At 70.7% G+C, this 13,271-nt stretch carries 8 protein-coding genes; 2 read left to right on the top strand and 6 right to left on the bottom strand.

The window, feature by feature from the left end:
• Positions 1-107 precede the first annotated feature (107 nt).
• Entirely contained in the window at positions 108-2,303 is a 2,196-nt protein-coding gene (locus tag GFD21_RS04970) for a sugar porter family MFS transporter (protein WP_163196834.1), read from the top strand.
• Between the two features lie 69 nt (positions 2,304-2,372).
• Here GFD21_RS04970 and GFD21_RS04965 read toward each other — a convergent pair whose 3' ends face one another.
• The 6 genes from GFD21_RS04965 to GFD21_RS04940 form a co-directional block, all read right to left on the bottom strand.
• Complete coding sequence (locus GFD21_RS04965) at positions 2,373-6,008, bottom strand: ABC transporter ATP-binding protein/permease (protein ID WP_163196833.1); 3,636 nt, start codon at positions 6,006-6,008, stop codon at positions 2,373-2,375.
• A 90-nt stretch (positions 6,009-6,098) separates the two neighbouring features.
• A complete protein-coding gene (locus GFD21_RS04960) occupies positions 6,099-6,866 on the bottom strand; it encodes an ABC transporter ATP-binding protein (protein ID WP_163196832.1) in 768 nt (255 codons plus the stop codon).
• Complete coding sequence (locus GFD21_RS04955; protein ID WP_163196831.1) at positions 6,863-7,672, bottom strand: ABC transporter ATP-binding protein; 810 nt, start codon at positions 7,670-7,672, stop codon at positions 6,863-6,865. Before GFD21_RS04955 ends, GFD21_RS04960 begins: the two co-directional genes overlap by 4 nt.
• A complete protein-coding gene (locus tag GFD21_RS04950) occupies positions 7,669-8,478 on the bottom strand; it encodes an ABC transporter permease (protein ID WP_163196830.1) in 810 nt (269 codons plus the stop codon). Before GFD21_RS04950 ends, GFD21_RS04955 begins: the two co-directional genes overlap by 4 nt.
• The gene (locus tag GFD21_RS04945) at positions 8,475-9,461 is read right to left on the bottom strand and encodes an ABC transporter permease (RefSeq protein ID WP_225431675.1); all 987 of its coding nucleotides are present in this window, start codon (positions 9,459-9,461) and stop codon (positions 8,475-8,477) included. Before GFD21_RS04945 ends, GFD21_RS04950 begins: the two co-directional genes overlap by 4 nt.
• 58 nt (positions 9,462-9,519) lie before the next feature.
• Positions 9,520-11,085 carry an ABC transporter substrate-binding protein gene (locus GFD21_RS04940; protein ID WP_163196829.1) on the bottom strand — a complete coding sequence of 522 codons (1,566 nt, stop codon included), beginning with the start codon at positions 11,083-11,085 and terminating at the stop codon, positions 9,520-9,522.
• A 344-nt stretch (positions 11,086-11,429) separates the two neighbouring features.
• Here GFD21_RS04940 and GFD21_RS04935 point away from each other — a divergent pair, with 344 nt between their 5' ends.
• A complete protein-coding gene (locus tag GFD21_RS04935; protein ID WP_163196828.1) occupies positions 11,430-13,253 on the top strand; it encodes an AMP-dependent synthetase/ligase in 1,824 nt (607 codons plus the stop codon).
• The last annotated feature ends 18 nt before the right edge of the window (positions 13,254-13,271 follow it).

Genomic DNA, 13,271 nt, shown 5'->3' with positions numbered 1-13,271 from the left:
CCAGTACGTCACTGTACACGCCCGCAGGGGAAGACGGACGTTCACGAAAACGTCACCTGCGGCTACACTGGGTCCCATCCCCCATCGATGCATTTGAGAGGAAGAGCATGGCGGGTCTGTTTCATGCTGTCTCGAAACAGCGGAACCCCTTGGGCACGGCCATACGGACGAGCGGTTCGGGCCGGTACACCTTCGGTCTGGCGTTGAGCGCCGGCCTGGCGGGTCTGCTGTACGGGTACGACACGGTGTCGATCTCCGGCGCCATCGAGTTCCTGCGCAACCGGTACCGGTTGGACACGGTGATGGAGGGGTTCGTCATCTCCTCGATCATGCTCGGCGCCGTGCTGGGCGCGGCGTGCGCCGGCTTCCTGTCCGACCGGTTCGGCCGGCGCCGCGTGCTCATCGCCGGCGGGTGGTTCTTCTGCGTGGCGGCCGTGTGGAGCGCGTGCACGTTCGGACCGCACGATCTCATCGTGGCCCGCATGGTGGGCGGGTTCGGCATCGGCCTGACCTCCGCGCTGGCGGTCACGTACATCACGGAGTCGGCGCCGGCGGCCATCCGCGGCACGCTCACCTTCTCCTATCAGATGCTCGCCGTGTGCGGCATCTTCCTGACGAACATCATCAACTACATCATCGCCTCGTACGGCACTCCGGCCTGGGATCTGGAGATCGGCTGGCGGTGGATGCTCGGCTTGGGCGCGGTGCCGGCCCTCGCGTTCCTGCTGGCCATGTGGCATGCGCCGGAGAGCCCGCGCTTCCTCATCCAGAACGGGCGCGCCGAAGAGGGCTTCCGCGTGCTCGAGCACATCCTCGGCACGGAGGAGGCGCGCGTGCGCACCGACGACATCCAGGCTTCGGTGCGTCTGGAGCGCGAGATGTCCTCGGAGTTCACGGACCTGTTCCGCCCGGGGCTCACGAAGGCGCTGTGGATCGGCCTGTTCCTCGCCGTGTTCAACCAGGCGGTGGGCATCAACGCGATCTCCTATTACGGTCCGGTCATGTTCTCGCGTCTGGGCTTCGGCGGCGACACCGAGTTCCTCACCTCGGCGTGCGTGGGCGGCATCGAGCTCGTGTTCACCGTGATCGGCCTGTACCTCATCGACACGGTCGGCCGCAAGAAGCTCATGGCCACGGGCGTGGCGCTCATGACGGTCTTCGCGATGTGCATCGCCGCCGCCTACGTGCTCAGGATGCCGCTGCTCATCCTCGCGTGCATCATGCTGTTCGCCGCCTCGTTCGCGTTCTCGATGGGCCCGATCCCGTGGGTCGTGATCCCCGAGCTCTTCCCCACGTTCCTGCGCGGGCGCGCCACCGGCCTGTGCGTGATGTGCCTGCTCGCCGTCAACTGGCTCATCGCCCAGTTCACGCCGATGCTGATGGACAATCTCGGCGGCGGCCTCACGTTCCTCATCTTCGGGCTCATCGATCTGGGATGCCTGTTCGGCATCATCGCGCTCGTGCCGGAGACGATGGGCCGCACGCTCGAGGAGATCGAGCATCTGTGGCAGCCGCGGACGCCGCTGGCCGCCGCCAGGTACGCGTTGAGCTCGGCGGACGCGAACATCCGCCACGCGGAGGCGACGATGGCGCGCGTGGAGAACGAGCGCATCCAGGCGATGGGCATCATGGAGGCGGCGGAGCGTGCGCGCGTCGCCGCGCAGAAGCGCATCTTCGCCATCGAGGCCCAGGAGCGTGCGGAAGCGGAGCGCCGGTCCGCGGAGCGCGTGGCGGAGGAGGCGCGCAGGGCCGCGCACACGATGATGAACGTACCGCTGCCGCCGGTCTCGGACGGCACGGCGCGCCTCGCCGCGGTCGACGGCGCCGCCGCGCGCCCCACCGCCGACGATGTCACCGACGATGCCGACACGATGATCTCCGAGCCGACCCCCCTGTCGCCGAAGGGCGTGGCGGCCGTGTCCGACGGTCACGGGACCCGTGGCGACGCCGCCTCGGCCAAGGCCCCGGCCGCCGCCGCTCCCGACGGGTCCGGCACGACGGTCCCGCGCGCGCGGACGGCGGACGATGTCCCCGACGACGTCACGGACGCCCTGTTGCGCGACCTGCTGCCCCATATGGCGAACGTCGCCGCGCATGACGCGGCGCGTGCGGGCGCCGTGGATCCGGACGCCACGGTCCGCACCGGCGCCAGGCGCCTCGATCCCACGGCGAGCGCGCCGGACCGTGCGGCCGAGGCCCGCAAACGCGCCGAGGAGCTGGCCCGGTGGCGTGCGGAGGACGCGCGCGAGGCGAAGGCCATCGACGACGCGTTGGACACGTTGGACTCGTTCATCAAGAACTGATCCCGACGATTCCGGATATGGTGATGCCCGGCTTGCGAGCCGGGCATCACCATATCGTCACCCACGCTTTCAGAATTCGAGGATCGCGTCCGCTATGCGCATCGCGGATTCGCGGTGGGAGACGAGCACCGCCGCGCGCCCGGCGGACGCGTCGCGGATCGAACGCAGGATCACGGCCTCGTTGAGCGCGTCGAGGCGGCTCGTCGGCTCGTCGAAGAGCAGGAGGTCGGCGTCGCGCAGGAACACGCGCGCCAGGCCGATGCGCTGGCGTTCGCCTTCGGACAACCGGTCGCCGAGCTCGCCCACGGGCGTGTCGAGGCCCTTGGGCAGCGCGTCGACGAGGTCGAGCGCGGACGCCTTGGCGAGCGCGTCGCGCAGCACGGCGTCGTCCGCGGCGGGCGCGGGTCCCTCCTCCCCCGCCGGCAGGGCGAGCAGCAGGTTGTCGCGGATGGTGCCGTCGAACAGGTGCGTCTCCTGGCCCATGAGCGCCTGGACGCGGCGGCGGTGATGCGCGTCCACGTCGGGCAGCGGCGTGCCGGACATGCCCGCCGTGCCGGACTGTGGGTCCCAGTAGCGCATGAGCAGTTTGATGGTGGTGGATTTGCCGCGGCCGGACGGCCCCTGCACGCCGAGCACGCCTTCGGCGGGCACGTCGAGGTCGAAACCGTCGAGGACGGGGCGACCGTCCCCTTCCCGCCCGGGGTAGGCGAAGGTGACGTGGTCGAGGCGCATGCCCGCGTAGCCGGGCGTGGCCGTGCCGGTTTCGGCGACGGCCGGGGTCTCGTCCATCAGGGCGAACAGGCGGCGGGCGGAGGCGAACGTCTGCGTGAGGTTCGCGGGCAGCGCGCTCAGCGCCATCGTCGGGCCGAACGAGCTGGCGATGAGCGTGAACGCGACGACCAGTGCGGGCGAGGCTTCGGGCGTGGCGGCGGCGAGCGCCGGCGCGAGCACGGCGGCGCCCGTGGTGAACGCGAGCACGAGCACGCCGCCGATCCCCGCGAACCTGCCGTTCATGCGGCTCAGCCGCGCGTGTTCGAGCCACAGGCGCTTCGTGCGTTCGACGATGGCGGCGACGCGGTCCTCGCCGCGGCCGAAGCGGATGATCTCGCCCAGGCCGCGCATGTCGTCGAGCATGACGTCGTCGAGCGCGGAGGCCTGGCCGCGGATCGCGGGGCCGAGGTTCCTCACGCCGGTGGCGAAGAAGCGCGGCACGACGACGCCGATGACGAGATGCGCGGCGATGAGCGCGAGCGCCATCCACGGGTCGAGCGTGAGCAGCGCGATCGCGTACGCGACGGTCGTGGCCACGGCGATGACGACGGGGCTGATGGTGTGCGCGAAGAAGATCTCGAGCAGTTCCACGTCGGTGGTGACCAGGGCGATGAGGTCGCCCTTGCCGCGGCCGGCGAGCTTGGCGGGGGCGAGACGACGCAGGGCGGCGAACGCCTTGGAGCGGAACAGGGCGAGCAGGTGGAAGGCGACGTTGTGGTTGAGGTACTGCTCGATGTAGCGCATGAGGCCGCGCAGCAGCGCGCACGCGGCCATCGCGGCGACGGCCGGAGCGGCGCCCATGCGCCACACGGGGTGGCCGGCGAGCGCGAACGCGGCGATCATGGCGAACACGGGCAGGAACGTGGCGGCGAGGTGGCCGACGGTGCCGGCGAGGGAGGCGGTGGCCATGAGCCGGGCGAGCGGACGGGCCTCGCCCAGCAGGCGCGCGACGGTCCGTGCGGTGGACATGGGCCGGGGTGCGGACCCGGAGACGTCCCCGGAGGCGTCCGTCCTCCCGGTGTTCGTCCGGTCCTGATCCGGTGCGTTCGCGCCGGCGGGGTTCTCCCCCGGTTCCGTGGCGCGGGACGGCACCCGCATCGTCGTGGGCTTCTTCCCGGCGTCGAGGTCCTCCACCTGCGCCTGGGTGCGGAAGAGGCGGGCGTAGCGGCCTTCGGGGATGGCCATGAGGTCGGCGTGCGTGCCGGTTTCGGGCGTGGCGCCGTGGTCGAAGACGACGATGCGGTCGGCGTGTGCGGCGTTGGCCATGCGGTGGGTGATCATGATGACCGTGTTGCCCGCGGTGTGGGCGAGTTCGCCGATGACGGCGAGGATGAGCGCCTCGCTTTCCGCGTCGACGCTGCTGGTCGCCTCGTCGAACACGGTGACGCGTGCCTCGTGCAGGAGCGCGCGGGCGATGGCCACACGCTGGCGCTGCCCGCCGGACAGGTTCGCGGCGTCCTGCGCGATGGGCATGTCGAGTCCTTCGGGCTGCGCGCGGACGAAGTCGGCGATGCGGGCGCGTTCGAGCGCGTCCCACAGGCGCGCGTCGAGGTCGGCCGGCGCATCGTCGTCGTGCCGTTTCGGCAGCGCCATCATGAGGTTCTCGCGCAGCGTGCCGGCGAACAGGTGGCTGCGTGCGCCGATCACGGTGACGGCGCGGGCGAGCGCGGCGCCGTCGAGGTCGGCCGCCTCGACGCCGCCGACGGTGAGCGAGCCCGTGTAGCCGGTGATGGTGCCGGAGAGCAGCGCGGCGGCCGTGGATTTGCCGGAGCCGGAGACGCCGACGACGGCGGTGAGTTCGCCGGGCCTCGCAGTGAAGGTGGCGTCGGCGAGGGCTGGCGAGGCGGCATGCCCGTCCGCGTCGCCGGAGGCGTCGCCGTATGTGTACGCGACGTGGTCGAACGCGACCGTCGATCCGGCGCCGGGCCTGTCCGCGTCGGGCAGGTCGGCGGAGCCGTGCGCGGGCTCGGGGGCGTCGAGCAGGGCGAAGATGCGCTTGGTGGAGGTCATGCCGTTCATCGCCACGTGGAAGTAGGAGCCGAGCTGGCGCAGCGGGATGAAGAAGTCGGCGGACAGCAGCACGATGAGCAGCAGCGAGGCGAGTGTCAGCGGCGCGCCGGCGGAATACCGCCACAGGGCGACGCCGATGCCGGCCGCGGTGCCGCCGTAGGCGACCGCGTCCATCGCGGTGAGCGAGCGCAGCTGGATCTGCAGGACGCGCATGGTCATGACGCGGAAGTTCTCGGCCTTCCCGTCGAGGTCGCGTGCGGCGCGGCCGTCGGCGTCGAACGCCTTCAACGTCTCGAGGCCCTGCAGGTCGTCGAGGAAGGCGGCGCCCATGTCGGTGTAGCGTCCCCAGTATTTTTTGAACGTGCGGGCGGCGCTCATCGCGACCATGCCGACCACGATGATGATGAGCGGCGCGCAGGCGAGGAATGTGGCGGCGGCGGGCAGGTCCATCGGCGCGACGACGGCGAACAGGGTGAGCGGCGCGAGCACCGCGTAGAACAGCTGCGGCAGGAACAGTTCGAAGAACGTCTGCACCTGTTCGATGCCCTCGCCGGCGGACTGGACCACGTCGGCGGTCTTCACGCGCGACGGGTAGGAGGGGCCGAGCGCGAGCATCTTGCGGTACAGCCTTTCGCGCAGCGCGAGCTTGACGCGTTCGGAGGCCTCGGTGCCCAGGCGCGCGGCGGCGGCCGTGGTCAGATGGCGCACGACGGCGGCCAGGGCGATGACGAGGCCGCAGAACATCGCGTCGCCGGGCATCGGCGTCGGGTCGGCGGTGCCGGCACCGAGCAGGTTCGCGAGCAGCGCGACGACCGCGGTCACGAACGCGATGTTGGCGAGCAACCCCACCCACATGCAGGCGACCTTGCCGGCGACGAGCCCGCGGATGCCGGGCGCCAGTCGGAACAACCGTTTGTCGAACATCTCTCCCCTTTCGTTGGCCTAACCACCGTAGCGGAAAGCCGATGCGAAGGGAAGACCCCGGTGATGTGGGGAAGCCCACGAAACGCGCGCCTACAGCGCGACGGCGCGGGCCGCGTCGACGAGTTCGCGCGCATACCCGGCCGGCGGATCGGCGAGCAGGGTGCGGGCCGGCCCCCGCGCGACGATGCGGCCGGCGCGCATGACCGCCACGTCGTCGCACAGGGCCGCGGCCACGCCCAGATCGTGCGTGATGAGCAGGAGCGCGAGCCCCTGGTCGCGCCGGCGGGCGGCGAGCAGGTCGAGCACCTCGCGTTGCACGGACACGTCGAGCGCGCTGGTCGGCTCGTCGGCGACGAGCACGTCCGGGCGTACGGCGAGCGCGCGGGCGAGGGCGATGCGCTGGCGCTGCCCGCCGGAGAAGGCGCGCGGGAGGCGGTCGAGCATGTCGCCGTCCAGTCCGACCATGCGCAGCAGTTCGCGGCATCGCGCGTCCACGTCCGCACGTGCGGGACGCGGGCCGAGCGTGCCGTGCAGCAGCATGCCTTCGGCGAGGATGCGGCGCACGGTGTGGCGCGGGTTGAGCGAGGAGTCGGGGTTCTGGAACACCATCTGGATGCGGCGGCGCTGCGCGCGCGTGCGGCGGATGGGCGCGAGCTCCCCGCCGTCGAGCAGCGTGGCGCCGCCGGCCGGCGCGACGAGGCCGGCGGCGACGCGGGCGAGCGTGGATTTGCCGGCTCCGGATTCGCCGACGATGCCGAGCGCGCCGCCGCGCGGCACGGCGAGGGACACGTCGTCGACGGCGGCGAAGGCGCCGTGGCGCACGGTGACGTGGCGCAGTTCGAGCAGTGGCGTGGTCATCGCGTGGCCTCCGGGATGTGCGCGATCGCGTCGATGAGCCGGCGCGTGTACGGGTGGTGCGGGTCGCCGACGACCCGCGCGGTGGGCCCGGTCTCGACGATGTGCCCGTGTTCCATGACGATGAGCCGCGAGCACAGGTGCGCGGCCACGCCGAGGTTGTGCGTGACGAACAGCATGGTCAGGCCGAGCCGGTCGCGCCGGTCGGCGAGCAGGTCGAGGATGCGGCGTTGCACGGTCACGTCGAGCGCGGTGGTCGGCTCGTCGCACAGGAGGATGTCGGGCCGCACGGCGAGCGCCATGGCGAGTCCGACGCGCTGGCATTGGCCGCCGGACAGCTGGTCCGGGTAGCGGTCGCGGCCGCGCAGCGATTCGGGCAGGCCGAGGGAGACGAGCAGGTCGGCGGCCCGTGCGCGCGATTCGCGACGGGAGGCGCCCTGCCGGTACCGGATCACCTCGGCGACCTGGCGCACGACGCCGCACAGCGGGTCGAGCGAGGCGACCGGGTCCTGGAAGATCATCGCCATGCGCGGGGCGCGGGCTTGCGGGGCGTCGCCGGTTCCGTCGGCGTCGCCGGCACCGCCGTCGAACGTGACGGGGGCGGCGCCGCCCTTCCCTCCCGCGACGGCGACGCCGGCGGGCGGCATGCCGAGAATCGCGCGCAGGGTGAGGCTTTTGCCGGACCCGGATTCGCCGACGATGCCGACGGTCTCGCCGGGCTCCACGTCGAACGAGACGCCGTCGACGAGCGTGGCGCCGGTCGCGCGGGCGGTGACGGTCAGGTCGCGTACGCGGATGAGGGCGGTCATGCGCGCCTCCCGTCGTTGAGCCCGTCGCCGATGAGCGCGAGGGCGACGCCGACGAGCACCACCGCGCAGCCGGGCAGCGTGGACACCCACCATCGGGTGGCGAGGAACGACTGGCCGTCGGCGATCATCGTGCCCCAGTCGGGCGTGGGCGGGGCGATGCCCAGGCCGAGGTAGCCGAGTGTGACGATGGCGACGAGCAGCGCCACCATGTCGCTGGCGAGCACGGTCACCGCCTGCGACAACACGTTGGGCAGCATCTGGCGCAGGAGGATCGACGCGTCGGAGAATCCCATGACGCGGGCGGACTCCACCCACTCCTCGCCGGCGAGCGAGGCGGTCGCGCCCTTGACGGTGCGCGCGAAGATGATCCATCCCATGATGAGGAACGTGAGGAAGATGCCCTTGACGCCGGTGCCGGTGACGAACGCGACCACGGCGACGAGCAGGTAGAACGGGAACGCGATGAGCGCGTCGGACAGGAGCGTGATCGCCCGGTCCGCCCAACCGCCCCGGTATCCGGCGACGAGGCCGGCGAGCGTGCCGATGACGAACGGCGCCGCCTCCACGCCGACCATGAGCGCCAGGTCGACGCGGCCGGCGGCGGCAACGCGCGTGAGCAGGTCGCGGCCCAGCTGGTCGGTGCCGAACGGGTGCGCCGCCGACGGCGGGCGCAGCATGGACGACACGTCCTCGGCGACCGGATCGTACGGGGAGACCATGGGGATGACGATGACGGCGAGCGCGATCGCGGCGAGCAGGGCAAGGCCCGCGACGAGCGTGCGCGGGACGCGGGCGGCGGCGTTCACCGTGCGCCTCCCCGTGACGCCGCGGCGCGTCCGCGCACGCGGTGGTCGATGAGCCCGCCGGCGATCTCCACCGCGACGGACACGGCGACCACGCCGAGCGCGCAGTACATGGCGACGGCCTGGATGAGCGGGAAGTCGCGCGCGGTGATCGCGGAGAACAGGAGCGTGCCCACGCCCTTGAGGCCGAACACCTGCTCGACGACGAGCGTGCCGCCCATGAGGAACGAGACCTTCATGCCGTACAGCTGCAGGGCGGGCAGCAGGGAGTTGCGCAGCACGTGGCGGCGGATGGCGCGTTCGGGCAGCCCGGCGGCCCGCAGGGTCGTGACGAAGTCGGCGCCGAGCACGTCGAGGATGCGCGTGCGCAGCGACCGGACGATGAACGGGGTCTGCGCGAGCGCGATGACGAGCGAGGGCAGGGCCATCGAATAGAGCATGCCGTCGATGCCCGGCTGCGTGCCGCCGACGGGGAACACCTTGAGCGTCACGGCGAAGACGAGGATGAGCACGAGACCCACCCAGAATTCGGGCATGCCGAGCGTGACGGTGGGCACGACGCGCACCAGCTGGTCGATCCAGCCGCCCTTGTGCAGGGCGGCGGTCATCGCCAGCGGCAGGCTGATCGCGACCACGAGCGCGGCCGAACAGCCGATGAGCCACAGGGACACGGGCATGCGCTGCATGACCAGCGCGCGCGAGGAGACATGGTAGGCGATGGATTCGCCGGTGTCGCCGGTGGTGACGAGCGTGCCGAGGAACGAGGCGAACTGGCGCCACAACGGCTGGTCGAGGCCGAGGCGATGGTGCATGTCGGCGATCTGTTCGGGGCGGGCCTTGAGGCCGAGCACCATCTGCGCGGGGTCGCCGGGCACGAGGCGGACGATGAGGAACACGCCCACGGCGACGAGCGCGACCACGAGCAGCGCATGTACGATGACGCCGCCCAGCCAGGTGGCGAGGGCGGCGCGACGGGGTGTGGTCATGGTTGCCTATTATGGCACGTCATGGCCGGCCATGGCACGGCGGAGTCCAGCCGGAGGTTCAGCCGAGCTTGACGTCCTGGAAGCGGACGGAGTCGTTCGGCAGGACCTCCAGACCGGTGACGTCCTTGCGGACGGCCTTGACGATCTGCGGGGAGTACAGCGGGATGTACGGCACGTCGTCGGCGAGGGTCTGCTGGATCTTCGCGTACAGGTCGGCGCGCGCGTCGCCGTCCGGCGTGACCTGCGCCTCGCGCAGCTCCTTGGTGACCTCCGGGTTGGAGTAGGAGGTCCAGTAGGACTTGCTGAACCCGTCCGGATCGGCCTGGAAGGAGATGATCGAATCGGCGTCCGGGTAGTCGGCCTGGGCGGAGTTGATCATGATCTGGTAGTCGTACGCCTTGAAGCGGGAGCGGAACGTGGCGATGTCGACGGAGTCGATGTCGAGCGTGACGCCGATCTTCTTCGCCGCGGACTGGAGCAGCTGGGCGGCCTGCGCGTAGGCGTTGTTGCCGGAGGCGAGCAGGATCTTCGCCTCGAAGCCGTCCGGGTACTTGGACTGGGCGAGCTCCTTCTTCGCCTTGGCGAGGTCGTCGTCCACCGGCTTGATGGAGTCCTGCGTGCTGTATTCGATGCCCTTGGGCAGCACGGTCTTCGCGGTCACGGCGTGGCCGAACGAGACGGCCTTGGTCACGTCGCCGCGGTCGAGCGCGTAGGCGAGCGCGCGGCGCACGTGCACGTCGGACAGGTGCTCGTCGGCGGTGTTGAGGAAGAACGTGTGCGTCACCCAGCTGCCGGTGGTCTCCACCTTGGTGTCGGCGCCGTTCTCGAGCTCGTCGAGGTTCTCGAGCGCGGGGCTTTCGATGCCGTCCACCTCGCCGGTCTTGAGCTGGTTGACGGCCTGCGTGCCGTCCTCGACGGTCTTGTACACGAGCTTGGAGATGCCGGGCTTGCCCTTCTGCCAGTAGTGCTCGTTCTTCGTGAAGGTCAGGTCGCCGGACTTGTCCCACTTGGAGACGACGAACGGGCCGGTGCCCACCGGGTGCTCGAAGAAGGCGGATTCGGACTTGCCGCCGAAGTCCTTGGGCACGATGCCGTTGGAGAAGTTGGCGAGTTCGGCGAGCAGCGGCGTGTAGGCGCTGTTGAGCCTGATCTCGACGGTGTGCTCGTCCGGCGCGGTGACGGAGGCGATGTCCGCGGTGAGCGGCAGGGCGGCGTCCTTCTCGGCCTGGTGCCGTTCGATCGAGAAGACCGCGTCGGCGGCGGTCACGTCGGTGCCGTCGGAGAACTTCAGGCCGTCGCGCAGCGTGAACGTGTAGGTCAGGCCGTCCTTCGAGATCGTATGCGACTTGGCGAGCCAGTCGATGATCCTGCCATGGGTGTCGAAGCTGACGAGCGGCTCGAACACCTTGTCGATGGCGAACGCGTTGTTGGACGTGATCTCGGTCCACAGGTTCATCGACGTGACCGACGCGGCGCGCGCGTACGTGAACGTGGTCCTGGCGCCGGAGACGGTGCCGTCGGTGGTCCGGCCGCCGGACTGCGAGCAGGCCGCGAGCGACAGCGCGGCCGCGGCCGCGGCGACGGCCGCCACGGCGGCGCGGATGGCCTTGAATTGCTTCCTCATGATTGCTGCTTTCTCTCTGACTCTTCCCTTGCCGGCGTCCCCGCGGCGCGCCGTGCGGGCGCGTGCCCGACGGCTCGCGCCGCGGGGCCGGTGCGAGCGCAGTCCATCCTAGGCACGCCCGTCCCCGGCCGCAATCCGGGAACGATGGACGTTGGTTATGACCGGTTATCGGGGCGCGGAACCCCGCGAAACCCCGCGACGGGCCGCGCGATTGTAGGCAATGCACAAAAGCGGGCGGGCGGATTGCGGCATTGCGCACAAACCGCGGCAGGCTACGGTGCCGTAACTTGGGATGAAACGTGGCCGGACGCACGGCCACGGAGGAACGTAAGGAACACGCCATCATGCTTGACCACTACACCACGCCGGGATCGTCCATCGAACTGCGCGACGACCAGACCATCTATTCGCTGCTCGCCGACCGCATCGCCCGCACCGGCGAGGACACGGTCATCGCCGAGAAGAAGCTCGGGCCGGGCCGCTGGCGGGAGGTGACGACCGGCGAGTTCCACCGCATGGTCGTCTCCGCCGCGCGCGGACTCATCGCCCTGGGCATCGGCAGGGGCGACGCCGTGACCATCTTCTCCTCCACCCGCCTCGAATGGGGCGTGCTCGACTTCGCTCTGGCCGCGGTCGGCGCCGTGAGCGTGCCGATCTACGACACGGATTCCGCCGCGCAGGCCCAGCGCATCATGAACGACGCCGACGTGAGGCTCGCCTTCGCGGACGACCGCACGCGCTTCGACCGCCTCGACTCGGTGAAGGACCACTGCCCGGCGCTGAAGCAGATCCTCATGATCGAGGGCAACGCGCTGGGCGCCCTGGAGGGCCTGGGCGTGACCGTCTCGGACGAGGAGCTGGACGAGCGCATCGCGTCCGTGCACGTCGACGACCTGGCCACCATCGTGTACACGTCCGGTTCGACGGGCGCACCGAAGGGCGTGGAGCTCACGCACCGCAACTTCGTGTCCGTCACCATCGCGGCCTCCGAGGCGCTGCACGAGATGATCACCGACGACCATCCGCGGCTGCTGCTGTTCCTGCCGCTCGCCCACTGCTTCGCGCGCTTCATCCAGTACGCGTCCATCGCCTCCGACGACGGCGTGGTCGGCTACCTGCCGGACACGAAGTCCCTGCTGCCCGACCTGCGCTCGTTCCAGCCCACCTACCTGCTGGGCGTGCCGCGCGTGTTCGAGAAGGTGTACAACGCGGCCTCGCACAAGGCGGGCGCCGGCTGGAAGGGGCGCCTGTTCCTCAAGGCCGCCGAGGCGGCGCGCGTGTGGAGCCGCAAGGAGCAGGCCGGCGAGCGCCACACGCTGGCCGAGATCGCGGAGCACGCCCGCTACGACGCGCTCGTCTACCGCACGGTGCGCGGCGCGCTGGGCCCGAGGATCAAGTACGTGGCGTGCGGCGGAGCTCCGCTGTCGCTCGATCTGGCGCACTTCTACAACGGCATCGGACTGCCGATGATCCAGGGCTACGGCATGACGGAGACCGCGGCCCCGTTCGCCGCGACGCGCGTGCACGACAACGTGATCGGCACGGTGGGCCAGCCCGCCCCCGGCTCCTCGGTGCGCATCGCCGAGGACGGGGAGCTGCAGGTGAAGGGCCCGAACGTGTTCCGCGGCTACCACAACCTGCCCGAGAAGACCGCCGAGGCGTTCACGTCGGACGGCTGGCTGAAGACCGGCGACCTGGCGTCCATCGACGACGAGGGCCGCATCACGATCACGGGCCGCAAGAAGGACATCATCATCACGGCCGGCGGCAAGAACGTCTCCCCCATCCCGCTGGAGGAGGAGATCGCCAAGTGCCCGATCGTCGAGCATGCGCTCGTGGTGGGCGACCGCCGTCCGTTCATCGGCGCGCTGGTCACGCTCGACCCGGAGTCGCTGGCGGTGTGGCTGCCCGCGCACGGCCTGTCGCTGGACACGCCCATCGACAGGCTCGCGACGAACGCGGCCGTACGCGACGAGATCCAGCAGTACGTGGACCGTGCGAACGCCACCGTCTCGCGCGCCGAGTCGGTGCGCAAGTTCGTGGTGCTGGACGAACGGTTCACGCAGGAGAACAAGTGCCTGACCCCGTCGCTCAAGGTGGTGCGCCCGGCCGTGAACCGCGTGTTCGCCGACGTCATCGACCGCGAGATCTACAACGGCAAGCGGTGACGGATACGTCCCGGGTCT

This window comes from Bifidobacterium platyrrhinorum, from assembly GCF_010667645.1.
Taxonomy (GTDB): domain Bacteria; phylum Actinomycetota; class Actinomycetes; order Actinomycetales; family Bifidobacteriaceae; genus Bifidobacterium; species Bifidobacterium platyrrhinorum.
This window is presented reverse-complemented; position numbering and strand designations above follow the sequence as displayed.

Coding starts and splice junctions, on each gene's coding strand:
- GFD21_RS04940 (WP_163196829.1), bottom strand. CDS start 11,085: ATGAGGAAGCAATTCAAGGCCATCCGCGCCGCCGTGGCGGCCGTCGCC.
- GFD21_RS04955 (WP_163196831.1), bottom strand. CDS start 7,672: ATGACCGCCCTCATCCGCGTACGCGACCTGACCGTCACCGCCCGCGCG.
- GFD21_RS04960 (WP_163196832.1), bottom strand. CDS start 6,866: ATGACCACGCCACTGCTCGAACTGCGCCACGTCACCGTGCGCCACGGC.
- GFD21_RS04945 (WP_225431675.1), bottom strand. CDS start 9,461: ATGACCACACCCCGTCGCGCCGCCCTCGCCACCTGGCTGGGCGGCGTC.
- GFD21_RS04935 (WP_163196828.1), top strand. CDS start 11,430: ATGCTTGACCACTACACCACGCCGGGATCGTCCATCGAACTGCGCGAC.
- GFD21_RS04965 (WP_163196833.1), bottom strand. CDS start 6,008: ATGTTCGACAAACGGTTGTTCCGACTGGCGCCCGGCATCCGCGGGCTC.
- GFD21_RS04970 (WP_163196834.1), top strand. CDS start 108: ATGGCGGGTCTGTTTCATGCTGTCTCGAAACAGCGGAACCCCTTGGGC.